The following is a 24,551-nucleotide window of genomic DNA, read 5'->3' on the forward strand; positions in this document are numbered from 1 at the left end:
ACTGGGGCAAGATGCCCCAGCTACTTTCGGGGCGGATCTCGCCCTATCTTGGATGGACATGCGCCGCCCACGGGGCGCTCTTCCATGCATCGTCGCGGCGGGTCAGGTTGACGATGAAGCGTGCGATCTCCGTTCCGTTATATTCGCGGTGGTTGCGCTCCCAGCCCCTGCGCGCTGTCGCGATGCGTTGGCCTGCGTCTTGCGAGAAGTGCCGGACCTTGGTGGCGAGATCATTGATGTCGTCGTAGTAGGCGATTTCGTCTTCGCCGTAGAGTCCCTCCAGCCCTGCGCCCCGGGGGGTGAGGGTGAGGATGCCATTGCCCATCAGTTCCGCGATGCGGGACGAGGAGTAGAGCGCCACATCCGAGCGGCGGGAGAGGTTCAGCGCCATCTTGGAACGGCGGATGACCTGCTCCTTTTCCCAGCCGAAGATACCCGCTTGGTCGAGGCAACCGTAGTAGCCGACGCGCAGTTCGGGGAGCTTCGCCTTGAGTTCCTGTAGGAAGGCACGGCGCCCCGGCTCGCCCTTGTCGCGACCGAAGAAGAGCAGGTCGTGAAGGATCTCCGATTCCGGCGTCTCGAATGCGCGGTGGCACTCGATGCCTGCATCCACGGCACTCGGGATGAACGCGGCCGGGCAATTCGGCCGGGCGAGTGCTTCTAACAAGGCTCCGCCGGTAGAGCAGAACAGCGCATCGAGCACCTCCAGACGGTCGCGCAGGTGCTTCGTCTCTTCCACGTCCCACAAGGGATCGACATACCACAGGCCGATCCGGATGGATGGCAGGATGCGGCGGATTTCACGAAGGGTGTCCGCCGAGATAAACTGCGCGTGGCCGAGGATGAGCAGGTCCGGGTGGACGTTGCGGCAGGTCTCGATCAGCGCCTTGTTCGCGCGGCCTTTGCCGAAGGTCTTGCTCTTGGTCGGCGAGAGCATCCGTGCGCGGTCATTGATCGAGAATGGATAAACGAAGTGCCCGAGCCGGATGAGGCCGTGGTGGATCTTTTGGTCCTGGTTCCACAGGTGCGCGCCGTCCTTATCGAGCTGCAGGTTTGCGGCGTGGACGATGCGCATGCGGGGAAGGTGATGTTCCAAGTGAATGGTGCCAAGTGCCATCACTCCACTCCACGATCGTGCTCGTCGCGTGCGCGGGTTTCGAAGCGCATCAGCTCGGCGATGAAGGTCAGCGGCACGTGGCCCGTTTCACCGTTACGGTTCTTCGAGAGCAGCAGCTCGGCCTTGCCCGCTTCCTGTTCCTTTTCCTCTTCGGTCTCGGCATAGTAGGCGGTCCGGTAGAGCAGGCCGATCATGTCGGCGTCCTGCTCGATGGTGCCGGATTCGCGAAGGTCGGACATGCGGGGCACACCGAGCGACTTGCCGGTCCGGCCTTCCGGGCCGCGGTTGAGCTGGGCGAGGACGAGGATCGGCAGTTCGAGCTCCTTGGCGAGGCCCTTGATGCCGGCAGAAATTTCACCGATTTCACGTTCGCGGGAGTTCTGTGCCTGCTTCGAACCGGACTTCAGGAGCTGGAGGTAGTCGATCGCGATGAAGCCGATATTGTCCTCGCGCTTCCGCCGGCGGGCCTTCGCGCGCAGGGTGTCGATGAGGATGCCCGGGGTGTCGTCCACGAACAGCTTCGATGAGGCAATCTCCTCGGCGGCGCGCTTGATGCGCAGCAGGTCCTCCTTCTTCGGTTTGAAGCCCTTGCCCATCTGGGCCATCGCGAAGCGGGCGCGTGAGAAGACAAGACGTTGCACGATCTGGAACGCCGTCATTTCGCAGGAGAAGACCATGCTCGGAACGCCCTGGTCGACGCAGATGTGCTCTGCCACGTTCATCATGAACGAGGTCTTGCCCATCGAGGGACGGGCGGCGACGACGAACATTTCACCGGGCTTCAGGCCCTTGCACATGCGGTCGAGGTCGGAGTAGCCGGTCGGGGCGCCCTGCACCTCCACGTCCCCGGAGAGCAGCGCCTCGAAGTGGCTGATCACCTCGCCGACGGATTGCTTGATGTGGAAGCCGCGGGTGGTCTCGTTGCCTTGGCGGATGCCGAGCACGCTGGTCTCGACCCGGTCGAGCAGCGATACGGTTTCCTCGGGATTTTCGAAGGCCTCGGAGACGGCTTCGGTGCAAGTGCGGATGATCGACCGCAGGACGAACTTGTCCTTTACCAGCGAGAGGTGATTGCTGAAGTGCGCGGCATTCGGCGCGTAGGTGAAGATGTCGGTGATGGCCGCCGGACCGCCGACGCTGTCGAGATTGCCGCGGTCGTGGAGGAGCTGGACCAGCGACACTAGTTCGATCTCCTGGCCCTTGGCGTTGAGGTCGCGGAGGGTCTCGAAAAGCAGTCCGTGGCCGGGAAGGTAGAAGTGCTCGCGGGTCAGGCCTTCCTCAAGCGACATGCCGATCCATTGCTCGGGGTCCTTGAGCATCGAGGAAAGGATGCTCTTCTCGGGCCCCAGCGCGTGGGGCATGGCCCGCATCACGTCCTGTCCCATAGAGGCGGGATCGGAGGCGTGCAGGGAAGGGGAATCGGCGGTGGGGCGAGCGGGCTTGGTATCGACGGCCATGGGTGAGCGACTGGGTGGCGACAGGACGCGAAGCCTACCCATCCCCGGGTCTGCCGGTCAATCAGGGGAACCGGTTGATAGATTGTGAACAACCCCTCCGGACCTCCCGAGCCGGGCTCGTTTTCGGCCGCTCCACGGCTCAGATGGGAGCAATTGTGAACAAGTTGCGGACAACCCCGCAGTTGTTCACTTTGAGGCGCGGAGGGCGAGGTAACGGGCCTTCAGGTCCTCGGCCTTGGCGCGCAGGGCGTGGGCGGCGGGGAGGGCGGCATCGAGCTTGGCCTTGGCCTCCGCAAGCGACGCGGTGGTCGCGGCGAGTTTCCCTTCAAGTTCGCGGACCTTGCCGCGATGGCTTTCCAAATCCTTGGCCGCTTCTTCGATTGCCTTCGGCTCGGCCGGGGTCTCTGACTTGAGCTGGGCGGCGTGCTTGGCCTCACGGTCCGCGACTTCTTGCCGGGCAGCGGCAAGGGCGGCGGATTGCTCGTCGAGCGCCTTCATCTGCTCCTGGAAATCCGCCACGAGTCCTTCGGCCTCGGCGTCCTGACGATCCGCCTCGGCGCGGGTTTTCAGGGATTCGGCGTTCACCCCGGCGGCACTCCAGTGGCGTTCGCGGTCTTGAAGCCACGATAGCCGCTGCTTGGTTTGTTCCAGCTTCGCGGCGGCTTCTTGCTCGCCTTTCTCGGCGGGTCCGATGGCGTCGCGTGCCGGTGCGATGGCGCCCTCACACTCCTTGATCTTGCCCTCGCCCTCGGCGGCGGCCTGGGTGGCACCGGCCAGCATGGCGGGGAGGGTCTCGGCATCCTTGGCAAGCGCGGCGACCTCGGCGTCGAGCTTGGTGGTCTCTTCGGTGGCGGCCTTCTGGCGACCTTCGATTTCGGAAAGGGCACCCTGCTCCCGGGCTCGTTCTGAGCGAATTTGTTCGAGGGCGGAGGCGGCTGCTTCAGCCTTCGGGCGCTGGGCATTGACCGAGCCCTCCAAGGTGGCAATGGCGTCTTTGCGGTCCTCGGCGCGGGCTTTGGCCAGTTCGTCTTCGAGGCGCTTCAATTCCGCGGCTGCGGCTTGGCTCTCTTGGTCGGCGCTCGCAATGCGCTGATCCACGGCCCCGATGGCGGCTTTCTTCGCTTCGGCTTCCTTGTTGGCGGTATCGAGGCGACCGCGGGCTTGGGCCGCCTGCTCCCGTTTCGGCGGAAGCTGCTGGTTGGCGTGGGAGAGTTTTTGCTCGTGCTCCTGCTTGGCCTTCACCGCTGCGGCGTGGGCCTCGCGGGTCTGTTGGAGCGCGCTTTCAGAATCCGTCAGGCGCTTGCGGGCGTCGGCGAGCTTCTGCTGGGCTTCGTTGGCGGCGGTTTCGGAGGCGGAAGTGACCTCGGGTTGCTTGCGGATCTCCTCGCGGAGGGAGACCAGGCGCTGCTCCACCGAGGGTGGATTCGCATCGAAGCTTCCGCCTGGATTGCCGCTGGCCACATCCCACACGGCGATCTGGCCACGGTAGTCGGCGGCGAAGGCCCGCTTGCCCTCGCTGTCGAAGGCCACCGCCACCGGCAAGTCCGGCTGGTCCTTGAACTCGCGCAGGAGATTGAAGTCCGGCTTCCACAGCTTCACCACGCGGTCGCGGCCAGAGGTGATGAAGGAGCCGTCACGAGCCCACGCGAAGGCGAGCACGCCGCCGGGATGGGCATCGAGCTTCTTGACCTCGGTGCCGCCGTTCATTTCCCAGAAGCGCACGGTGCCATCCTCGGACGCCGTTGCGAGCAGGTTGGAATCGCCGCGGAAGGCTGTCGCCGTGATGCCGGCCTGGTGGGCGCGCAGGGTTAGATATTCGCTGCCGCTATCGGCTTCCCAGACCCACACGCCGCCATTGCGATCACCGGTCGCCAGCAGGATGCCATCCGGCGAGAAATCGAGCGCGGTGACCCAGTCGGTGTGCTTCTTGATCGAGTGGAGCTGCGAGCCATCCTCGGCCTTCCAGACCTTGATCAGGCGGGAAGGGGAGCCAGTGGCGACGAGCGACAGGTCCGGCTTGAGGTCGCTGGCCAGCACGCTGTCGAATTCCTTCCCGGCCACCAGCATGCGCTCGCCCGTGACCACGTCGAAGGTGACGGTGACGCCGGATTTCCCCGGCACGCCGCCACCGACGATCAGGTAGCGGGCATTCGGCGTGAAGGCGAGCGAGACGGGATCGCCCTCGGGAAAGGGCAGCACGCCGGTGAGCTCAAGTGAGTTCGTATCGAACAGCAGCACCTGGCGCTGCCCGGTGACCGCCAGCAGCGGGGCCCATGGCGAGGAGGCGATGGCATTGACCGAGGACGCCCGAGCCGCGAGCACCGGCGGGTCTAGCAAGACATCCGCAGGCATCGGCGGCGGGCCTTCCGGCTTCTGGTCGGCGGCCGACTTGAGCGCGGTGTCGAATTTCGGCTTCGAGGGCTTCCGGGCCGAGGAGCTCTTGTTCTCTAACAATCCGCCCTCGATCCATGCCTTGAGCAGATTGATCTGCTCGCCGCCGAGCTTGTCGCCCTCGGGCGGCATCTTGGGTTCCGCGGCGTGCGTGACGACGGAAATCAGCTTTGAGCCCGCATCGCCCGGTTCAGCGATCTTGCCGCCCGAGCCGCCCTTCATCGCACCGGAGAAGGTCGAGAGGTCGAGACCGCCCTTTGCCTTGTCGGGATTGTGGCAGTTCAGGCAGCTCTGCTGGAAGATCGGCAGCACCTGGTCGTCGTAGGTGACCTTGTCCGCCGCGGACGAAAGGCCGGCGGCGAGGAAGGGGAGGACGAGGATGGTTGCGCGATTTGCCAAAGCGATTGCACCCATCTACGCCAAACCTGTTTGCCGATCTTGCGGGAAAATATCCAGAGTCATAAAACGAAAAGCCCGGCACCTGCGTGCCGGGCTAGTGGTCGTGAAAATCAATCCATGCGCACCACCCTCACGGGGCGTGGGGAAAACGGAAACTGAGCAGTGACGCCACCGCTCCGAACGCCATCGGGATCATGGAGGTATTCTCACCCTTCAGGAATTGGCCGAAGTGGTAGAAGGCATTGTGCTGCGGCGTGTTAAAAAGGTAGGCCGGCACGGTGATGAGTGCCACGGCGAGCAGGGCCGGAAGCGCCGAGATGGCGATGAAGGCGGCTTCGCGATGGGTGAAGCGACCGGTCAGCAACAGCCGCGGACCATCGATGAACCAACTGCGGAAATAATTGCGGTCGAAACGACCGAACACGTCCGCAACCGTGAGATGCCGCCGCTGAACCCCCGATGCCTCCGGCATCTGTGAATCGGCCGGGGCGACTTCGGCTTCTTCGGGTTTGTTATTGGCTGAGTGGGACAGCATGGGCGCGTGAATACACGCGATCGCGTAAGTAGACAATTTCAAAAATTAAAATTTGAACATTTCTTGATCTGAGTGGTCCACAACTAATCAGCGACTCCTAACGGCCGGGACGCCTCGATTTTCAATGGTTGAAGATGAACTCCTTGGAGTTCAGCAGCGCCCAGAACACATCATTGAGTATCTGCTGCTTCTCGTTGGGGTTCTTCCCCTCGTTTACGGCGGCCATCAGTTTCTCCATTTCCGTGGGTACCGGCTCGCGGTTCACGGTCCTGAGATAGAGGTGACGGATGACCTCCTCCGGAGCTTTTTTCTGCTCCAGCATCGTCTGCACGATCTTGCCTTGCTGGATGCGGTTGTGGGTGGCGTCGCCGTTGAGGAGGTGGAGTGCTTGGGAAAGGTTCGGCTCCATCTTCACCTCGCAGGAGCAGACCGTGGCGCGCGTGGCCCGGCCAAAGGTGGTGAGGAAGTAGGTGGAGGTATTGCCGTCGGCGATCTGGACGGCGCTCGAGCCGAGCGGCAGGCCCTTGAACTTGTTCGGCGTCTGGGTCACCTGGGAGATGCAATCCAGAAGGACTTCGGCGCGGATCCGCCGGACCATGGCGCGGGAGAAGTTACGCGTATCGGTTTCGTTCGTCTCGTTGGTCGCGCTGGAAAGCTGATAGGTGCGGGAGGTGCAGATGTCGCGCACCAGCTTCCGCAGGTCGTAGTCGTATTCGACGAACTTCCCGGAAAGCGCCGCCAACAGCTCGGGATTCGCCGGCGGATTGGAGATCCGCACGTCATCCACAGGATCGGTGATGCCCACGCCGAAGAAATGAGCCCACGCGACATTGGCGACATTCCGGGCGAACCACGGGTTGTCGGTGGAAGTCAGCCACTCGGCCATCGCCTCGCGGCGGGACGTCTTCCCGAAGTCGTCAGGCGTCTTGGTCCCGAGGAAGCGGGGCTTCACCGGCTTCTTCGTTACCAAATGCGGCACCTCGCCATTGCCATCGAAGACGATCCGCTCCCTCGGGTCTTCGGCGGGCTTGCGTTTCACTTGCGCGAAGAACGAGGCGAAGCCGTAGTAGTCATCCATGGTCCACCGGTCGAAGGGATGGTTGTGGCACTGGGCGCACTGGATCCGGGTGCCCATGAAGACCTGCGCGACATTCTCGGTGAGCTTCAGGGTGTCCTGCTCGATCTGGAAGAAGTTCGTCGCCGGGCTAGAGAAGGTGCCGCCTTCCGACGAGAGTAGCTCGCGGACGATCTCATTGAACGGCTGGTTGCCGGAGATGCGATCGCGCAGCCAGTTGTAGTAACCGAGCGCCGCCTTGTAGGAAACTTGCGCGGGCCCGTTGTTGAAGGTGCGGATCTGGAGAAGCTCCGCCCACTTCATCACCCACATCTCCGAGAACTCCTTGCGGCCGATGAGTTCATCCACCAACGCCTCGCGCTTCTTCGGATTGGTGTCGGCGAGGAATTTCTCCCGCTCGGAGGGCTCTGGCAATTTGCCCACGACATCGACGAACACCCGCCGCAGGAAGGTCTCGTCGTCGCACAAGGGTGCGGGGATGATGCGCAGCTTGTGCAGCTTCTCGTGGACGTGCTTGTCGATGTAGTTGAACTCCGCTAGCTCCGGCCGGGTGTAGTCGAGGGCCTTCGGGATGACGATCGCCTGCGCGACCTCGGTGAAGGTCATGAACCGGCCTAACAGGAAGGCCTCGCCGCGGTTCTTGGAGGTCGATAGACCGCTGCGGGGATTTATTGAGACCGAGTTGTCGTTCGAGGTGGAGAACGAGGAAAGGGGAGTCACGTCGCGGTCCGTGCCATCCGAGTAGGTGGCTTTCACCGTGAATGGCGTCTCCAGGTCTTCGCCCTTCAGCACGAGCTGGGGCGGTTCCACCGTGATCCCGGTTGGTTTCGTGATTTCGCCCTGATCATACTCGGCACCGGACTTGATCCAGGCGACCAGCGTCTCGTAGTTCGCACTGCCTTTCTCGAAAAGTTTGCCACCTGTATGTGGGACGGAGCCCACCGCCTTGGTCACTAGCAGCGACTCTTCGGGCAGTGCCAGATTGACCCGACGGCCGGGCTGCTCCCGGGTCAGGCGGAAATGATCTCCCTGCGGATCGAAGCCGAAGAGGCCGAGGTGAAAGCCATCCTTGCCGCGGGCCGAGCCGTGGCATGAGCCGGTATTGCAGCCAGCGGAAGTCAGCACCGGCATCACATCGAGCTGGAAGGAGATCGGGCGCGGCTTCGTGGCATCCTTCACGGTGACTGGCACCTCCGTCTTGAGGCCGCGATACTCGAGTGTCAGCGTGGTGCTGCCGTCCTTCAGCGGCTTGAGCAGCGTCCCTTCCAGCTTCGCGACCGTCGGGTCCGCGACGCTCGCCTTGATCTGGCGGGTGATGTCCTGCGTGCCGGCATCCTTGAAGCGGGCGATCGCCAGCACCTTGTGAAAATCAGCGTTCGTCTCAAGCGACACGGCCTTCGGGAATGCCTCGATCGCCGCGATCTCCGGATCTGGGGCGGCGTTCCACTCGGGCAGCGCCGTTTTCGGGCGCGGGGCGAGCACCATGCCTTCCGGCCACGGCGCGCCTTCCTTCATCCATGCCTCCAAAATGGCGATCTCCTCGGGTGTGAGCGGCTTGCCCTTCGGCGGCATGATCTCGTCGTCGTCCTCGTCCAGCTTTACCCGGATGAGCAGTTCCGACTTTTCGAGGTGCTCCAGCACCAGCGCCGGACCCGACTCGCCGCCCTTGAGGAATTGCTCGCGGGTCGTCAGCAGCAGGTCGCCCTTGGTCTTGTCCGGGTGGTGGCAGGAGACGCACTTCGTCTCCAGGATCAGCCGCGCCTTCTCAAACGACTCCGATGCCCCCGACAGGGTGGGGAGCGCGAATGCCAGAAGGAGTGCAGGCGTCGGAAAACCGGATGGCATTCCGCGATTACGACGCCAGCGCCCGTTTTCTCACAGGAGAAATTCGTTTGAATGAGGTGGCAACGGCCCCTCTCACTTCAGGTCCGCTGGCTTCACGCCCTTCTTATAGCCCTTGAAGCCGAAATTCGATGGCTTGAATTCGCCCACCGGCTTGGCATCGAGCTTCTCCGGGACCGGCAGACTGCAGGCCCAGTAGGTCGAGTTCACCACGAAACGAAGCAGGCCCGGCTTTTCGAAATCGGTCGCCGCGCCCATCGTCGAGCAGATCACCTTCTGGGTCTTGCCGCTGTCGAGCTTGCGGTCGCGGACCCAAGCCACCGGCATCATCGGTTCGTTCTTCTTGCCGGCCACTGGCTCGTCTTCGGGCTTCATGCCGGTCAGCACGGAGCCGCGCAGCAGGACTGTCGCGTCGTCGGGCAGCTTGGTGACGCCATAGACGTCGGTCGGGCCCCACACGTCGGTGACGCCGGTGAGCAGGGGATGCGTCTTGTTCGCCTCCTCGATCATGCCGCGGGTGCTTTCCTTGCCGTGGTTGCCGTGGTGGTTGATCCACGTTTCGCCCAGGATCTTCTTCCCGAAGCCGCCGTTGGAGTTGAACGACCACGAGGCATACGGGCTGTCCTTCTTGCGGGTGTAGTTGAAGGCGTGGGTCGAGGTGCGCAGGCCGAGCAGCGGCTTTCCGGCCTCCACGTAGTCGACAATGTGCTTCATCTTGTCATCCGGCAGCTCGCGGAAACGCAGGCCGAGGATCAGGAAGTCGGCCGAGTCGATCGACTCGATGCCGGGGATATTGGTCTGCTCGTCTGGATTGATTTCGCCGGTTTTCAGGTCGACCGGGAAGAGCACCGTGCACTTGAAGCCGTGCTTCTCGGCCAGCAGCTTGCCGAGCATCGGGAAGGACTCCTCGGAGCGGTATTCCTCGTCGCCGCTGACCAGCACCACATGCTTGCCCTTGCCCGGGCCGGATTTGCCTTCGAAAACAATCCAAGAATCGTCAGCCAGGGCGGAAGAGGCGAGAGCGAGGGGGAGGCAGAGGTGAAGGATGGGCTTCATAGTTGGGTTACCGGCGAACCAAGCCGCTTCTTGCGAGCGCGGCAAGAATCATCCCATGAAAATCCCTTGCTACTCTGGAAACGTGTTTGGTTTGGGTGGAGTGGAATATCCATCTGTGGGGCCGAATCACCAATCTTCAATCTTCCAATCACCAATCGGAGTGCCTGAAGAGATAGGACCGCTGACGCCTGCTGCGGAATTCCTCGGAGACGCGGTGTTTGCCTTCTCACTCCCATCTCACCTTTGCCCACACGGGAAAGTGATCGGAGGGCTGCTCCTCGCGGGAGCGCTCGACCTTGATGTCGGACGCTTCCACGGTGGCGCCGCGGCTGACGAGGATGTGATCGACCTTCGCCCAGCCATCGCGATGGCCTTGCCAGAAGTGCAGTGTGCGGCGGTTTTTCACGCCGGCGTGGAGGAGTTGGTAGGTATCGATCAGGGGCGTGCCCCATGCCGCCAGTTTCTTGCCGGCCAGGGTCACGGCTTTGCCTACAAAGTAGTCGACCGCCGGATTGCCCTCGGTCGCGTTGAAGTCGCCTAACAGAATCAGAGGCTCGTCCGCATGGGGCCGGCCTTCGATGCGTCGGGCCAGCAGGGGCGCGGCCTTTTCGCGCGAGTACTGGTTGCGGTGGTCCCAGTGGGTATTGAAGACGCAAAACCCGCGTCCGCTGCTGCGGTCGACGAGTCGCACCCAGGTGACCGTGCGCGGATAGGTGTTGCCCCAGTTCATCGAGCCGGGCTTCTCCGGCTCGTCGGAAAGCCAGAAGGTGCCGCCGTCGGTTTTCTCGAAGCGGTCGCTCCGGAAAAAGATCGCCGCGTATTCGCCACCGCGTTTGCCATCATCGCGGCCCACGCCGTGGAAGTCGTAGTCGGGCAGGGAGGCCCGCAGGTCGGCGGCCTGGCCGTGCAGGCACTCCTGCACGCCGAAGACGTCCGGGTTCATGGAGCGGATGGATTTGACCAATCGCCCGATGCGGTTCCTCCATGCCCGCCAGTCGCTTTCGCTCGGGTTCTCGTAGCGGATGTTGAAGGTGGCCAAGGTCAGCGAAAGCGAGCCGTCCTCCGTGACCGCCCGGGCTCGTGGAGCCTCGCGATCGCAGGTGGAGAGCGTGGCAAGCAGGCCGCTGAGAAGGATCCACTTCATTCGGTGAACAGGTCGTCGAGCACCTCGATGGAGCCTCTTCCTGCTTCGCGCAAGGCCTTCCGCAGGTCTCGCATGGCGTCGCGCCGCTTGACTGCTGCCAATGCGGCGATCACCTCGACCTTTGCTTCGTCGAAATTCCGTGGCTCCGCTGGCTTGCGGCCGGTGACCTCCACCAGATGCCAGCCGAGCTTGGTGCGGACCAGCGAGGGGCGATTCAGCGGCAGCGAAAAGACGGGAGCGGCGAAATCGGCCGGCAACCGGTCAAGGGTCATCCAGCCGAGCTTGCCGCCGTCGCCCTTGCTGCGCGGGTCGTCGCTGAGTTCGGCGGCGATCGCGGCGAAATCCTTCTGCTTCGCGGTCCATTCTCCCAGTGCCTTCTCCAACAACGCCCGGGCCTCCGCGGAATCGCGCTGGAGGGTGGAAACAAACACGTGCTGCGCCTCGATCCGCTCGGGCCGGGCGAGTTCCGCGGCATGGGCATCGAACCAAGTCCGCGCTTCCTGGTCGCTCACGGTGACGCCGGGGGCGATCCGGCTTTCGATGAAGCGCTGCTGTTGGAGCCGCGCGCCGAGTCGCAGGCGCAGTTCTTTCTCCGAGTCGATGCCCTCGGCAGCGAGGTGGGCCCGCATTTCATCCGGGCTCTCGAAGCGGGCGGCGAGTCGTTTCAGCGCGTCATCGACCTCCTCATTGGCCACCGGCAGCGCGGCGGCCTGATCCTGGGTGGCGAAGCGCAGCAATTCGTGGTCGATCAGTTCGTCGAGCGCCACTTTGCGCTCGGCCTGCTGTTCCGCGGGTGCCAGCGACTCCATCGTCATCCCGCGCAGCCACAGCCGCTCCTTGGCAGTGCGGTCGACCTGGGAGGAGAGGATGGAGCGGTTCGCCACGCGGGCGACCACGCCCTCGGCCTTGGCCTTCGCGATCGATTGCGGGCTATCTGGCAAGCCGCGCCGCATCCACTGGCGCAAGGGCCCCGTGAAAACGAAAAGATCTCCGGCGAGGTAAAGCAGGACGACCGTTTGGAAGCCGAGGAGGAGAGAGCGTTTCGTCAGGGGCACGCGGGAAAAAGTTCCGCACCGTTACGCGATCGGCGCACGGTTCCTTCAGCGGATTTCCACCGTCGCGCCCGGCCGGATCAGGGTCGGGATGCGGATGGCATCCCAATTTGCCAGGCGGATGCAACCGGCGCTGCGGGCGCGGCCAATCGTTTCAGGATCGGCGGTGCCGTGCAGGCCGATGCCTGGCTTGCTGAGACCGTTCCAGATGATGCCCACCGGGCTATTCGGGCCGGGCTGGATGTTGAGAGCGTTGTTGGACCGCTTGCCGGTATCGAGCAGCGACTGGTCGTAGCGCCACACCGGTAGCTCGACGCTGTTGTTGAGCTTCCAGACGCCCTTGTGGATGAACTGGGGCTTGCCGGGGGTGATCGGGAACGACGCGACCAGGGCGCGGTTCGCCACCGGAGAGGTCTTCGGCTTCACCAGCACCGGCTGGTTGGAAACGGTTTCCTCTTCCTCGATCACCAGCGCGGCGGGGGCGGCTTCGAAGATGCGGACCTGGTTTTTCACCGTATCGACCACCGCGTGGCGCTCCGACATCGCGGTCTCCGCTTCGTAGCGCTTGCCGTCCAGGGCTTCGATCACGAAGGGCTTCACGTTCGGGACGATCAGCGTCTCGCCGGGCTTCACGCCCCAGGTGTTCTTGGAGCCATTGAGCTCGAGGATAAATTCGACGTCGGTGTGGAAGCGCTCCGACATGAACTCCGCGATGCTGCGATAGCTCATGCGCTTGGCATTCGCCTGCGCGGCGCGGTTGTGGGACAGGCCGCTGTTCACCCACTTGGTGGCGATCTCCGGCACCACTGCCATCGCGAAAGCACTCGGCACCGCCTTGCGGGCGGCGGCCATGACCGGCCCAATGTCGTCGGCCTCGTGGCCATGGACTTCATTCCACGAGGCCACTGCCTGAATGGTGAAGCGGCCCGGCTTCCCGTCGACCACGCCCGGACCGAAGTTCGATTGATCGAGGAAGATCTGGAGCCGGATCGCGTCCTCGCCGGTGGGCAGGTTGGCGACCTCCGGGGCGTCGGACTTCGTGCTCGGCTTGTGCTCGGGCATCTTCACCACACCGGGCGCGAGGGGAGTACATTGGACTACCGGGGCAGGGGCGGGCGGAGCCGCAACCTTCTCTTCGGGAGTGATTTCTGATGGATCCACTGGCAAGGCGCGCAGGGGATCGGCATCGGAGGAGCAGGCGGTGGCAAGAATGGCGGCGGCGACGGATTTCCGGAACATCTTCGGCAAGTTTGAAGGTCGGGACACAGGGACTATTTCAGATTTTCCCGCGATGTCACGCGGCGAAGCCTAACGGTTGTGGAGGGGATCGAAGAATTGGCACCGCCAGGACGCCAAGTGCGCCAAGTAGAGGGCCAAATCCGCGGTCCGGCACGCCACGATCTGTCCCGAAGGTCCTCGGAAACTGGAGCCCTGGCTTCTACTTTGTCTTGCTTGGCGCACTTGGCGTCTTGGCGGTGCCAAGACGTCGCCGTCCGTGAATCCAAGGGTCGCGAAATGTGGTTAAATTCCGCATTGCCAAACGAAAAGGGTCCGCCTAGCTTGCGCGCCCCGACGCCGAAGAGCCCCTTGGTGTAATGGTAACACTACGGATTTTGATTCCGTCTTTCCAGGTTCGAGTCCTGGGGGGGCTGCTCTTCGGAGCAAGGCTTTTAGTGTAGCCAACAGATTCTGAGTCGAGGAGCTAAAGCGATCGGTTGAGCTGGTGTTCAGGTGGTAACCCTTTGGTTTTCCCACTTTCCTGTTGCCAAGGTTTGCTGTTTACTTAGCTTCGCCGCGCTCCATGCAAGAGCCCCTTGGTGTAATGGTAACACTGCGGATTCTGATTCCGCCTTTCCAGGTTCGAGTCCTGGGGGGGCTGCTCTTCCGACCCGGACGGGAACCAATTGAAATGGGGCAGGGACCGTGCCGAGCTTGCTAAGCCCGCCTACGCGCCGTTCTGGCGCATCGGGGAAGCTGAGGGAGGATACCGCCTTTGGGAGGCGGGAAAATCCGGACTGGATGCAGGTGGAAATCACGCGGCAACATCCTGCTCCAATGGAAACGAAGAAACCGATTCGCACGGCGCTGTGTGGAATGGGCATCACCTTGGCGACCATTGTGGCCACATTTTTCGCCGCGTCGCACGTGGAAGGTGGCGTGTCGCCCGTCATACCGTTTCTTTCCATCGGCTTGCTTTGGGTGTTTCTGTTTCGGCGAGACCTCTCCTCTAACAATGGGAGCGGCATTGACTGAGAAGCTTGTTGGCCCTCCATGACTCGCCGCCTCATCCGCTGGAAATCATTTTGGTTTGGAATCCTTGTTCTGGGGTTCCTTGGGTGGGCTTGGGCACGTTCCATCGGCCTCAGCGACTCCATTTCTTGGGGTCATTCGCGAGGGCAATGCATCATGTTGCAACACCAGCTTGGGAGGGTGTTTCTCTTCGGGGGGTACAATCCCTATGCGCCATCGGGCTTCTTTTTTTTCTCGGCGGAGTTTCTTCGTGAAGAGGGAAGGTCAGTCGCAAGACCGGTTGAGTTAGACATTCATCCTAACAGTTGGACCTTCGGCATTGAGTATTGGCTTCTCGTGCTTCTCTTCTTCATACCTTGGGCCGCTTTCCTCGCGTGGCGATGGAACAAGCAAAGGAAACTCAGCCCATTCGCTTTCTCGTGACGCCGCGCCCGCTCATCAAGTGGAAATCCTTTTGGCTGGGGATTCTGGTCCTCGGGTTCTTGGGCGGGGCATGGGTATTCTCCATGCATCACTCCGCCGGTGTTGTTTGGAACATGAAGCCGACGAGCAAAACGGACTTTTCGGAATGGCGCGGCATCTACGCGAGCTTTGAAGTCGGCCTTTATACAGTCGGTCCAGCATACGACCCATTTGCCGATTCCGGTTTCAGCCATTGGAGCCATTCGAGCAGGGTTTTTGGCGAAGGGGATGCGCTTTTGCCAACCGCCGTAACAATTGAGAGGGGATACACCAAGATTGCCCTCTGGCTCCTCATCCTCCTTTTCCTTGTCCCATGAGCCTTGTTCCTCGCTTGGCGCTGGAGGCGGCAACCGAAGCTAACAGAAACCAACGCATCCGCTTTCTCATGAAAGCTACGCCGCGCCCCCTCTACCGCTGGAAGAGCTTTTGGCTCGGGCTGTGTGTGCTGGTGTTTTTGGGGTGGGCATGGGTTCGGTCGCTTGAATTTCCACTCCTTCGGACGAGTGGATTGTGGACAAACCTCAGCGGCCACCATTTCACCGGCTACGTTCACTTCACATTTCGGAATTCCCGCGGTGCTGTGGCGGTGGGCTTCCATGAGTTGGGGGAAGGGGTCTGGGAGCCTCCTGTCTATGGTCAGAATGAGGACTTAGTCCGACGTCCCGCTTTCAAGCTGGTGGGTGCCACGGGCGTAGGCATTGCTCACTGGCTTCTCATCCTTCTTTTCCTTGTCCCTTGGTCCGCGTGGCTCTTCTGGCATTGGAAGCGGGAACAAAGAAAACTAACAGTATGATGCCGCGCCCCGCCAGCCGACGCCCGTCGTTTTGGCTCGGGCTTTTCGTGGCCTGTTTTCTGGCGTGGGGTTGGTGGGACAGCTACCAAATCGAATTGGGGCTGTCCTTACACGGGAGAGGCCGAATCATTTATTGCGCGCGCCTTGCGGGAGAAACTCAGTTCTATTTTGAAACGAACCCGAAAGTGGAGAACATGCGAATGGAGGTATATGGGGGACCCCTTGCAAGCGTGCAGCGACTGATTTCATGGATAACAGGTGTACCGTCCATCAATGTGCCCGACTCCCTCGTTTTCTTTTCCTTTGTTGGGCTTTGGGTTGGGTGGCTTGCTTTTCCCGAATGGGCTCGGAAAAAGCGGAGGGCCGGAAAGACGGAGGCTTGAAGCAGAAGGTATCGGGGATAGAACTGAAAAAATGAGCACTCCGCACTTTCCTCGCTTTCTTGTTGAAGAGGCCGACGTTGGCATCGGGGCCGATGGCTGGGACAACTTCCTCCTCTATGACGACCTCACCGAGTTGGAGGAGTATTTAGAGGCGTTGCGCTACCTCAATGCTCCCAAGTGCGCGACGGTGGTGAAAGAGCTTCTGGACCTAGTCGAAGCGACGAGGCCAGCCCGCACCAATGAGCTTTTGAACTCCCACAAAGAGCAGTTGGAAAATCTGTGGGAACGCTGCAACGAAGCATCCAGCGCGGAAAGTCCTCAGGAATTGTCCAAGAAGGCGTTCATGAATCAGTAAGTCAGCTACCCCGCAGGAATCGCCTAGCAGCATCCCTAAATCCGCCCAAAACAACCAAGGAAGTGCGTGGATGAGGGTTGCCTTGCGTTGGCCACCGTTCGCCGAGTAAGGAAGAAAAAGTAAAGAATGTGATTCATAAAGCATTAATTGGCAAAGGTTTAGGGATCTGCTTGAAAAATTCTGACTCTGTTCGTCTTGGTTCGAATTAAGGCAGGACTGCGTATCTTCTGCTTTCGGGGGTGGTGAGCAGGCCATCCAATCCGGGGACAAGGCTGGCCCGTTCATTGTCGCTCGCTCGGGAGACATGGGAGAAATTGATTGAAAGGAGGGGTGACGATGAGGCGGACTTTTCTTTCCCTGTAGGTGCGCGCAAGTTCAATAAGGATTAGGAATGGATGATCGCATGGATTCAGGATGCCTGCATCGCGACGACAAGGCGCCTCAGCGGTTGCTCAAGTACGTGGAAGCTTAATCGCGAACTAGATTTTCCCAACCATGTCGGAGTGAAGCTTGGACCTGTGGTTCCGAGCCGGAAAGATTGGTTCCATAGGTAACCGGCTCTATAGTGGGATTCGCTGAAAAAACAAAGAAATGACTTGAGGCTAACAAGAAGTTGGCTTAGTTCCCGCCTGTCATGAGCGCCAAAAAAACAGTAGCAAGCAAAGGCAAGCGTTATTCAGAGCAAGAGAAAGCCGAGATCCTGGCCTTCATTGAGTCGCAGGGACGGGGTGGCCAGAGCAAGGCTGCCAAGAAGTATGGGGTAAGCCCACTCACCCTCTCCAGCTGGCGCAAGAAGAGCCAAGGCGGAGGCATTATCGGGAACGGCAAGGCCGCAAGCGGTCTGGACCTTGAAGTTGCAACGGCCAAGTGGCTGGGCAAGCAAGGCCACGCCTACGAGATTTTCAAGAGCCTCAGCAGCGGCACCATTGAGCGCAAGACCGGCAAGGGCATTGAAGCCCTCGGGCTGTTCAGCGGCGGCGACTATACCGTTTCCCGGATCGGCAAGGGCGGCGAGCCAGTCATCGAAATCAGCCTTTCGAAGCTCTTGGAGCTTACCAAAACGAAGGCTTAAGGAACTTCGGAGTTCATTCTAGCGCCGGGGCGGGGGAGCAATCCTCCGCTCCTTTTGATTGAAGGAGACGGTGACATTCCCAACGACCCGTTTGGGAGGCTATTGGAATTTTGCGGGAAGGTTAGCCGACGTTTGCGGGCTGACCCCGAGCGGCGGATGGCGCTCATTCAATCTCTTGCTTATCAGTTTGGCTGCTCATTAGAGGTTCGGGATTGAGCGGGAGTTGAGATAACTTGCTGGAATGGATGAGGCGATGCGTTCGCTTTGTTGGAGTATTAACTTCAGGGGCGAAGCCTGCATCATGTCTGGTGCCGATCGGGGTAGTCGTTAAGGGAGCGCCGGAGGCGGCTCTGGGGAAAACTGCTACAAGCATGGATTCCACCTCTTGCTGATGCGAAAAAAATGACTTGAGGCTAACAAGAAGCAGGCGTAAGGCCCAAAGCCATGTCAGCAAAGAAAGTAGCAGCAAGCAAAGGGAAGCGTTACAGCGAAGCAGAGAAGGCGGAGATTCTTGCGTTCATCGACGCGCAGGGCAGGGGTGGCCAGAGCAAGGCCTCCAAGAAATTCGGCGTGTCTCCGCTGACCCTATCGAGCTGGCGCAAGAAGTCCGGCGGCAGCGGCAATGGCAAGGCTTCGACCCCGGTGAAGGGCCTGGACCTTGAGATCGCCACCGCGAAGTGGCTGGGCAAGCAGGGCTTCGACTACGAGATCTTCCAAAGCCTTTCCAGCGGCTCCATTGAGCGCAAGACCGGCAAGGGCATTGAGGCACTCGCGCTTTTCAGCGGCGGCGACTACGCCGTGGCTCGCATCGGCAAGGGCGGCGAACCTATTATCGAGCTTTCCCTGTCCAAGCTTATCGAGCTGACGAAGACCAAGGCCTGAAGGGCAAGATAAGCACAGATCTTTAAATGCGGGCCGCTCTTCTTTGCTGGAGAGCGGCTCGATTCGTTTTCGCCCTACGGGATGCCGGGCGTGGACTATCGCCGCTCGGTCCCCGAGAGGCGTCCACAAACCCCAAGGACGAGCACGGTGGTAGCAATCGCAATCGAAATACACAACACGCCGATGCCCAGGATGCGGGGAACAAGTTCGTGGTTCACCCCGAAGGAGATCAATGTCGCGAAAAGAATACCGCTGGCGAATGCCAATGCCATTTGGGCCGCGAGGAACGACAGGACTACCCAAGCGAAGATGGTGAGGCCTCTTTTCATGTGAGTGGGGCGTCCTTTATTCCAAGCCGAGTTCCTTTCTGTGGGAGCGGATGGAGGGCGCGATGGTGAGAGCTCCGCACTTGGTGCAATAGAAACCTGCGGCGCTTCTGCCCGGCTTCATGAATTGCATCCATCCCTTGCCCTTCATGCGGATCTGAAGCTGGGAGCTGCCGAAGCCGGTACTGAACCATGTCTGGTTCAATGCCGCTTCGACAGCAATGAGGAGGTCGCCACAGATGGCGCAGTTATGTGTCGGAGGGGTCACGGGCTTCCATGTGGGCTAGTAGACCGGTTTTCTTCCCGGTCTTCCGATTCCGCGAGGTCGTCGAGTTTGTTCATATGGCGTTCCAGGAGGCGCTTTATCGCGGCTTCCGCGCCGACGTGAAGGCATTGGGCATGCAGGAGATTCCGGGACGAGGTGAAGGCTACGCCGGGGTCGTCGATCTCTGGTTTTGGCCCGGTTTGAATACGGAGAAAATAGCGCATGTCAGGCGAGACCATCATCCCCGGCGGATACTCGGGCACGCATTTCCGGCAATCTGCCAAGAGGTGGAGGAGCTTCTCTGTCTCATCCGATGAGAGGTCGATCGTATTTGAAGAACCAAAGATGCCGATCGAGACACGGTTCATTTTTATCCCCACAGGAATCAGCGGAGGGGCCTTGTTCCCACAAGGCATGCAGGCAGGCAAAAGCATAAGGACGGGCGCCGCGAGTCGCAGGAGGATCTTCACCGGAGCCTTGCTAAAAGAAGGTATATATTTCTTCAAGATGGAACGCCAAGGATAGCTGTTGTTTTCCGGCCGATGGGTCAACCGTCCGCGCGCGCGTCTTGCATTCCGGGGGGTAATGGCCCACAAAGCGGTCGATGCAACGGCGGCCTTGGGATCGTCTATGGCTGCTGGCAGGCGTTCTGGCGCTTTGCTTGTTCGGAGGTCCGTCGCCTCTGGATGACAGCCGGCCAGCCGGCGACACGGTGAAACGAACGCACTCACCGGTGGCCGCTTTCGCCGCGGAGGAGGCTGGATCGGTAAAGTGGTTTGCCCAGATGTTGCCGGTGGATTCTTCCAGCTCCTCGCATCCGGTTGAACGAGCGGTCGCGCTTGGCCGTGTCCTTGAGTCGCGGAATGAAGTCGTCGAGGCGGGAAGGGTTTGGCAACGGGTCCGCACGGTGCAGACGGCGGTGCAGTCCCGGATCGTGCGGGTGGTGGAGCGTTGGGAAATGACGGAGCAGGGGAGCTTGCGTTGCGCGGGGCGCGACATGTTTTTGGCCGACCAGTTGATCGTCGCTCAGGCGCCCGGTGCGGACCGTGCGAGTGTGGAGAGGTTGCTCGCCACCGGTGGGATGCAGACCGGGGAATCGATCTCCGAGGGATTGTTCACGGTGCGCCTTTCCTCCTCCGGTCTCGATGCGGTGCCGCAGGCGCTTCGGTTTCTTTCCGCGCATCCTGACCTCGTGACGGCCGCCGGGCCGGATGGTGTCGGCTTCGGGGCAGGTCTGCCAAACGACGCCAGCTTCGGAAGCCAGTGGGGCCACCACAATGCCGGCCAATCCGGCGGCACCGTGGATGCCGATGTCGATGCGCCGGAGTTCTGGGACATCATCGAGAGCGCGCCCGGCCTCGTGGTCGCGGTGCTCGATTCCGGCCTGAATACCAGCCACCCGGACCTGCTGAATCTGTCTTGGGTCAATCCCGGTGAGGTGCCGGGAGACGGCATCGACAACGATGGCAGCGGCAAGGTCGATGATACCGGCGGCTGGGATTTCGTCAGCAACGACAAGAACCCCGCGGATGATCACGGGCATGGCTCGAATGTGACGGGCATCATGGCCGCGACCCGCAACAACGCGGCGGGCATCGCTGGGATGATCGGCGTGCGGGTGCTCGTCTGCAAGATCCTCAATTCCGCCAACAGTGGCTTCACCTCCCATCTGATCGCCGCCGTCACCTACGCCCGGCAACGCGGCGTGCCGGTGATGAACCTGTCGCTGCAAAACTATCCTCTCGATATCTTCCTCTATCAGGAATTCACCGCCTGCGAGGACGCCGGCATCCTGCTGTCAGTCTGCGCGGGAAACCAAGGATTCAACAACGACGAGATTCCGAATTATCCGAGCTGCTATCCTCATTCGAATCTCATCGCGGTGGGGAGCCACGATCGCACGGACGCGCGCTGGTCGGGTACTTCCTTTAACCCCTCGAACTACGGGGCGACCAGTGTGGACCTTTTTGCCCCCGGCCGTGACATCCTCAGTCCGATCCTGGGGACGTCGTATTCCAGCTACACCGGTACCTCCCAAGCGACGCCCTACGTGACCGCCGTGTGCGCGGCGATCAAGTATGCCAATCCGTCGTGGACCGCGAGTTCGATCAAGGCCAGCGTCCTCGCTTCGGTGGTGACGAGACCGGCTTACGCGGGGCAGTGCAGCACCGGCGGGCGCTTGAATGCCGCCAATGCCATCAGCCACGCGATCCGCCAGTTGCCCGATCGCGACAGTGATGGGGATGGCCATGCAAACCTGTTAGAATATCTCGCCGGGACCAAGGTCGATGCGCGAACCAGTCGGCCGGCGGTATTTCACCAGACCGCGGGCGGCTATCTGAAGACGGGCATGACGCGCGTGATCCGCCCCGATGCCCGGCTGGAGGTGGAGACGTCGCGCGATCTCCAGACGTGGACGCCCGGCGGCGTCACCGATTTTAGCACCGGCGGACAACTTCTCGGGGGAATCCCGATTTCAGGAGACGGGCCGCGTTTCCTTCGCATCCGCGGAGTGGCCTCGCCGTGAGTGAGCGAGTCCGCTCGCTAGAAACCGCCCTCGACGAACTCCACGCGCCAGAAGCGTTTGGTTTCGCCCTCCACCGCCGGCCAGGTGAAAACCAGCGGCTCGCCGGTTCCATCGCGTGTCTCGACGAATGCCCAGTCATCGAGATCCGTGCTGCTCCACAGACGGTAGGTCCAGCTCGGCTCGGACATGAAGGCGATGCTGACCTCGGTCCGGTCGCTGCTGAAGGAGACCCGGGGCTGCGGCTTGTGAGCGAAGTAGGTGGCGGCATCCCATTCCAGCACCGACATGCGGTCGGCGGAATTGGCGGGGGGCGTGTAGCCTTCTCCTTCCGAAGCCTGGTAGAGGAAATGCAACTGCCGGTCGCGGTCCCAGAGCTCGTTGTCGATGATTGGCTCGAAGTTACCGAGGTTTTCGCGGGTCAGGTCGAATTCGATCCACACCTGCCTGTCGGGATCCTGGGCCTTCGGCAGGCTGTGGACGATCGTGATGCCATTGTCACCCGAGTCGTCACGGTAGGCGACGATGATGCGATCCTCGTCGTCGTTCACCACGATGGGCCGCCCGAGGTCGCGGACGGCGGTTTCGCTGTAGCGGGTGCCGGTCGGGTTGTGGGTCCGATTGGAGACGGTGCGCGTTTGCCAGGTCCCGTTGTCGTGGCGGAAGACGACCATGTATTGGCGGCGGAAGTTTCCCGTGGCGGTCTGCGGCGCCCACCAGGTGGCGGTCACGGGATTTCCCGCGCGGTCGAGGCACGTGCTCGCCTGGTTGATGAGGGAGGAGCCTTCCGGAATGGTGACGATGGTTTCCGCCCGGGTAGCTTCCACGCCGCTCTCCGCATCGCGGGAAATCGGCAGCGAATAAGGGGAGCCATCGAAACGCTGCCAGGTCAGACCCGCGTCGGTGGAGCGGCCGAAGCACAGCATGTTGTTGGTCTGATATCCGGAGAAGCCGCCGGGCGAACCGGGCGCTCCGCTGCCATTGACCGGCAGGTAGCGCCAGCACCACGTGAGGATCAGATCGTCGCCATCCGGCCCGCCGAGCTGGGGCATGTTCAGGTAGGCATTGTAGTCGTAGGCCGGAGCCCAGGTGCCCTTGATGAAGGGCGCCTGCAGGCCTCCATTCTGATGCACGGGTGTCCACGTGTCCGTGGCCGTGTCGTAGCGGGTGATGAAGGTTTCGCCGTTGCCGGAAGCGATTTCGCGGAACAGGAACAGCAGGTCGCCGTCCGGCAGTTTGAGGAACTGCGGGTAGGTCACGGCATTCTCGCTGCCGCTCATGGGGCCATCCGGTCCCAGCACGATGGGGCCGGTGCCGGTGACCGGCGTGGTACTACGGGCATAGTGGAAGGCATCGCCATGCATGCCCCACGACAAGTGCATGTAGCCTTCGCCATCGATGCCGTAGCTGATGACGTCGTGACCGTCGCCAATGTTGTTCGCGGTGTAGGTCGGATGACGGAAGATTTCCCACTGCGACGAGCCGAGGGTTCGCCGGCCGATCCAGATGGTGTTGTTGAAATCGGCGGCCGCATCGTGCTGATGCCGGCCATACCAGGTGATGAACTGCTGGTCTCCGACCGTCTTCAGCGACGAGCGGACGAAGGCGACCGTGTTGATCGCCGAGGCTCCCGCGTAGCCGAAGTCGCTGGTGGCATGGTCTCCGTCATCGAGTGGCACCAGATTCACCGCCGTGCCGGTGGGGCGCGAACCCGCGTCGCCGGGATCGGTAGTGGCAATCCTTTCCTGAAGGTTGCCGAAGCCGTCGCCGTCGGGATCCGAGCCGCCATTGAGCGAAAGGCTGCTAAAGTGCGCCTGCTCCCAAGCGTCCGGCAAGGAGTCGGCGTCGGTGTCCGCTGCATTCGATGCCCGGTGATTGGGAGCGGAGCGATTGGCCAGTTCGGTGGCGGTGATTCCGCCGTCGCCGTCCGGATCACCCGTCGGGCCTTGGGAAAGGTCGCCGAAGTAGCGGACTTCGACGGTGTCCGGCAAGGTGTCGGCATCGATGTCGGACGGGGTGGAGTCCGGGTCCACGGGATCGCTCCCGGCTTCGTATTCGGCGAGGTCCGTGCCGCTGTCATTGTCGTGATTCGCGTCATCAAGGCCGGATAGCTTGCCGAGCGTCGGCGCATGCAGCCGTTCCCACGCATCCGGCAGCAGGTCATGGTCGGTGTCGGTCTCAAGATCGAGGGGCTCGAAGATGAACCCGTTTGCACCGCGGGCGACCTTGCTGATGCGCACCTCGTCGATCAGGCCGAGCAGACCTTCAGTGGCATTGCCTGTTAGGCGGGCTTCGTTGCCGATGACCAGCGGACCGGTCACGCTGCCGGTCATGGTCTCCGTGGTCGTGCTGCCGATCTCGTTGGCGGAGGAAACCGAGGCATCCACCCTCGTCCAGTAGAGCCGCGTGGTGGTTCCGTCGTGGGTGACGGCGAGGTGATACCAGTTGGCCGCGCTGAAGGCATGGGTGCCGGTGGTGGGGATCGCCGCCGTGGCTGCGGCTCCGGCGGTGGCGATGAAGTTGAACTCGAGCTGGCCGCTGGAACTCACGCGGAATTGGAATCCGCGTGCGGCGAAGGCGCTGTCGGTGCAGGCGATTTCCCGCTGGCTTCCCGTGATCGAGGGGAGCTTGACCAAGGCCTCGATCGTGAAGGCTCCTCCACTGCCGGTGAATGAGGAGTGCGCGACGGCATCCGGGCAAGTGCTGGCCGTGCCGACTTGAAAGCCGCCGCTGCCATTCCCGTCCAGCCCAATGCCGAGATTTGCTGCCGAGATGTTCGCGGCCGCTCCGAAGGGAGTGGAGTAGCCAGCCGCTCCCAGCACCGCCGTGCTCACCGGCTGGGGGGCGGTGGCATGATTGAGCAGGGTGGTGCCATCGAAGGCGATCCCGGAGCGCCCTCCTCCCACCGCATTGGCGGCGACCGAGGTGCCGGCCGTTTCGTCGAAGTGGAAGAGATGGACCGTGTCCGCGTCCACGGCGTAGGGGCCGATGATGGCCGCCTGCATCGGCAGCACCGTAAAGAATGGCAGTGGAAGCAGACGGGCGGCGAACGTCATGTGAGAGCACCATGCACCCGGTTTTCCCGGTTCTGAAAGGGAAGCTGCCATTTCTCCCCCCTAAAGGGGAAAACAATGAGGCCGGACCCGCCCCCCGACGGATCCGGCCTGTTTG

At 61.8% G+C, this 24,551-nt stretch carries 19 protein-coding genes and 2 tRNA genes; 8 read left to right on the plus strand and 13 right to left on the minus strand.

The annotated features are described in order from the left end of the window. Positions 1-43 precede the first annotated feature (43 nt). From OKA05_RS00800 to OKA05_RS00840, 9 genes are all read right to left on the minus strand, one after another. On the minus strand, positions 44-1,075 hold the full coding sequence (locus tag OKA05_RS00800) for a glycosyltransferase family protein (protein ID WP_264485180.1): 1,032 nt from the start codon (positions 1,073-1,075) through the stop codon (positions 44-46). A 41-nt stretch (positions 1,076-1,116) separates the two neighbouring features. After that, complete coding sequence (gene dnaB / locus OKA05_RS00805) at positions 1,117-2,574, minus strand: replicative DNA helicase (RefSeq protein WP_264485181.1); 1,458 nt, start codon at positions 2,572-2,574, stop codon at positions 1,117-1,119. Positions 2,575-2,760: 186 nt separating this feature from the next. Further along, positions 2,761-5,379 (minus strand): c-type cytochrome domain-containing protein, encoded by a 2,619-nt coding sequence (locus OKA05_RS00810; RefSeq protein ID WP_264485182.1) that lies wholly within the window; start codon positions 5,377-5,379, stop codon positions 2,761-2,763. A gap of 115 nt (positions 5,380-5,494) precedes the next feature. Continuing rightward, complete coding sequence (locus tag OKA05_RS00815) at positions 5,495-5,899, minus strand: hypothetical protein (protein WP_264485183.1); 405 nt, start codon at positions 5,897-5,899, stop codon at positions 5,495-5,497. A 121-nt stretch (positions 5,900-6,020) separates the two neighbouring features. Next, positions 6,021-8,819, minus strand: coding sequence for a PSD1 and planctomycete cytochrome C domain-containing protein (locus tag OKA05_RS00820; protein ID WP_264485184.1), 2,799 nt, complete (start codon positions 8,817-8,819; stop codon positions 6,021-6,023). Positions 8,820-8,891: 72 nt separating this feature from the next. Further along, positions 8,892-9,872 (minus strand): ThuA domain-containing protein, encoded by a 981-nt coding sequence (locus OKA05_RS00825; RefSeq protein ID WP_264485185.1) that lies wholly within the window; start codon positions 9,870-9,872, stop codon positions 8,892-8,894. 226 nt (positions 9,873-10,098) lie between these two features. Then, on the minus strand, positions 10,099-11,016 hold the full coding sequence (locus OKA05_RS00830) for an endonuclease/exonuclease/phosphatase family protein (protein ID WP_264485186.1): 918 nt from the start codon (positions 11,014-11,016) through the stop codon (positions 10,099-10,101). Further along, positions 11,013-12,071, minus strand: coding sequence for a peptidylprolyl isomerase (locus tag OKA05_RS00835; RefSeq protein ID WP_264485187.1), 1,059 nt, complete (start codon positions 12,069-12,071; stop codon positions 11,013-11,015). The genes OKA05_RS00830 and OKA05_RS00835 overlap by 4 nt, the downstream gene beginning before the upstream one ends. Before the next feature lie 45 nt (positions 12,072-12,116). Further along, a complete protein-coding gene (locus OKA05_RS00840; protein ID WP_264485188.1) occupies positions 12,117-13,307 on the minus strand; it encodes a L,D-transpeptidase family protein in 1,191 nt (396 codons plus the stop codon). 342 nt (positions 13,308-13,649) lie between these two features. Between OKA05_RS00840 and OKA05_RS00845 the strand changes: the two genes are divergently transcribed. From OKA05_RS00845 to OKA05_RS00875, 7 genes are all read left to right on the plus strand, one after another. Continuing rightward, positions 13,650-13,720: transfer RNA gene (locus OKA05_RS00845), tRNA-Gln, on the plus strand. Between the two features lie 156 nt (positions 13,721-13,876). Beyond that, positions 13,877-13,947 (plus strand) — tRNA-Gln (locus OKA05_RS00850). 176 nt (positions 13,948-14,123) lie between these two features. Further along, on the plus strand, positions 14,124-14,321 hold the full coding sequence (locus OKA05_RS00855; protein WP_264485189.1) for a hypothetical protein: 198 nt from the start codon (positions 14,124-14,126) through the stop codon (positions 14,319-14,321). A 377-nt stretch (positions 14,322-14,698) separates the two neighbouring features. Further along, positions 14,699-15,097 carry a hypothetical protein gene (locus OKA05_RS00860; RefSeq protein WP_264485190.1) on the plus strand — a complete coding sequence of 133 codons (399 nt, stop codon included), beginning with the start codon at positions 14,699-14,701 and terminating at the stop codon, positions 15,095-15,097. A 749-nt stretch (positions 15,098-15,846) separates the two neighbouring features. Next, positions 15,847-16,311 (plus strand): hypothetical protein, encoded by a 465-nt coding sequence (locus tag OKA05_RS00865; protein WP_264485191.1) that lies wholly within the window; start codon positions 15,847-15,849, stop codon positions 16,309-16,311. Positions 16,312-16,945: 634 nt separating this feature from the next. Beyond that, positions 16,946-17,383 carry a transposase gene (locus OKA05_RS00870; protein ID WP_264485192.1) on the plus strand — a complete coding sequence of 146 codons (438 nt, stop codon included), beginning with the start codon at positions 16,946-16,948 and terminating at the stop codon, positions 17,381-17,383. Positions 17,384-17,827: 444 nt separating this feature from the next. After that, positions 17,828-18,265 carry a transposase gene (locus tag OKA05_RS00875; RefSeq protein WP_264485193.1) on the plus strand — a complete coding sequence of 146 codons (438 nt, stop codon included), beginning with the start codon at positions 17,828-17,830 and terminating at the stop codon, positions 18,263-18,265. A gap of 95 nt (positions 18,266-18,360) precedes the next feature. Here the strand turns inward: OKA05_RS00875 and OKA05_RS00880 are convergent, their stop codons facing one another. Genes OKA05_RS00880 through OKA05_RS00890 form a run of 3 tightly spaced genes read right to left on the minus strand, consistent with a single transcriptional unit; the run spans position 18,361 to position 19,326 of the window. Next, the gene (locus OKA05_RS00880) at positions 18,361-18,594 is read right to left on the minus strand and encodes a hypothetical protein (protein ID WP_264485194.1); all 234 of its coding nucleotides are present in this window, start codon (positions 18,592-18,594) and stop codon (positions 18,361-18,363) included. 16 nt (positions 18,595-18,610) lie between these two features. Further along, positions 18,611-18,859 carry a hypothetical protein gene (locus OKA05_RS00885; protein ID WP_264485195.1) on the minus strand — a complete coding sequence of 83 codons (249 nt, stop codon included), beginning with the start codon at positions 18,857-18,859 and terminating at the stop codon, positions 18,611-18,613. Then, positions 18,856-19,326 carry a hypothetical protein gene (locus OKA05_RS00890; RefSeq protein WP_264485196.1) on the minus strand — a complete coding sequence of 157 codons (471 nt, stop codon included), beginning with the start codon at positions 19,324-19,326 and terminating at the stop codon, positions 18,856-18,858. The genes OKA05_RS00885 and OKA05_RS00890 overlap by 4 nt, the downstream gene beginning before the upstream one ends. 242 nt (positions 19,327-19,568) lie before the next feature. Between OKA05_RS00890 and OKA05_RS00895 the strand changes: the two genes are divergently transcribed. Then, on the plus strand, positions 19,569-21,383 hold the full coding sequence (locus OKA05_RS00895) for a S8 family peptidase (RefSeq protein WP_264485197.1): 1,815 nt from the start codon (positions 19,569-19,571) through the stop codon (positions 21,381-21,383). A 17-nt stretch (positions 21,384-21,400) separates the two neighbouring features. On the opposite strand, the gene OKA05_RS00900 is transcribed toward OKA05_RS00895, so the two are convergent. Continuing rightward, positions 21,401-24,436, minus strand: coding sequence for a BNR-4 repeat-containing protein (locus OKA05_RS00900; RefSeq protein WP_264485198.1), 3,036 nt, complete (start codon positions 24,434-24,436; stop codon positions 21,401-21,403). Positions 24,437-24,551: the final 115 nt, after the last annotated feature.

The sequence above is a fragment of the Luteolibacter arcticus genome, assembly GCF_025950235.1.
Classification (GTDB): domain Bacteria; phylum Verrucomicrobiota; class Verrucomicrobiia; order Verrucomicrobiales; family Akkermansiaceae; genus Haloferula; species Haloferula arctica.

Excerpts from the sequence above, each read along its gene's own strand:
- OKA05_RS00800 (WP_264485180.1), bottom strand. The coding sequence starts at position 1,075 with ATGCGCATCGTCCACGCCGCAAACCTGCAGCTCGATAAGGACGGCGCG.
- dnaB (WP_264485181.1), bottom strand. The coding sequence starts at position 2,574 with ATGGCCGTCGATACCAAGCCCGCTCGCCCCACCGCCGATTCCCCTTCC.
- OKA05_RS00810 (WP_264485182.1), bottom strand. The coding sequence starts at position 5,379 with ATGGGTGCAATCGCTTTGGCAAATCGCGCAACCATCCTCGTCCTCCCC.
- OKA05_RS00815 (WP_264485183.1), bottom strand. The coding sequence starts at position 5,899 with ATGCTGTCCCACTCAGCCAATAACAAACCCGAAGAAGCCGAAGTCGCC.
- OKA05_RS00820 (WP_264485184.1), bottom strand. The coding sequence starts at position 8,819 with ATGCCATCCGGTTTTCCGACGCCTGCACTCCTTCTGGCATTCGCGCTC.
- OKA05_RS00825 (WP_264485185.1), bottom strand. The coding sequence starts at position 9,872 with ATGAAGCCCATCCTTCACCTCTGCCTCCCCCTCGCTCTCGCCTCTTCC.
- OKA05_RS00830 (WP_264485186.1), bottom strand. The coding sequence starts at position 11,016 with ATGAAGTGGATCCTTCTCAGCGGCCTGCTTGCCACGCTCTCCACCTGC.
- OKA05_RS00840 (WP_264485188.1), bottom strand. The coding sequence starts at position 13,307 with ATGTTCCGGAAATCCGTCGCCGCCGCCATTCTTGCCACCGCCTGCTCC.
- OKA05_RS00855 (WP_264485189.1), top strand. The coding sequence starts at position 14,124 with ATGGAAACGAAGAAACCGATTCGCACGGCGCTGTGTGGAATGGGCATC.
- OKA05_RS00860 (WP_264485190.1), top strand. The coding sequence starts at position 14,699 with ATGGAACAAGCAAAGGAAACTCAGCCCATTCGCTTTCTCGTGACGCCG.
- OKA05_RS00865 (WP_264485191.1), top strand. The coding sequence starts at position 15,847 with ATGTGCCCGACTCCCTCGTTTTCTTTTCCTTTGTTGGGCTTTGGGTTG.
- OKA05_RS00870 (WP_264485192.1), top strand. The coding sequence starts at position 16,946 with ATGAGCGCCAAAAAAACAGTAGCAAGCAAAGGCAAGCGTTATTCAGAG.
- OKA05_RS00875 (WP_264485193.1), top strand. The coding sequence starts at position 17,828 with ATGTCAGCAAAGAAAGTAGCAGCAAGCAAAGGGAAGCGTTACAGCGAA.
- OKA05_RS00880 (WP_264485194.1), bottom strand. The coding sequence starts at position 18,594 with ATGAAAAGAGGCCTCACCATCTTCGCTTGGGTAGTCCTGTCGTTCCTC.
- OKA05_RS00900 (WP_264485198.1), bottom strand. The coding sequence starts at position 24,436 with ATGACGTTCGCCGCCCGTCTGCTTCCACTGCCATTCTTTACGGTGCTG.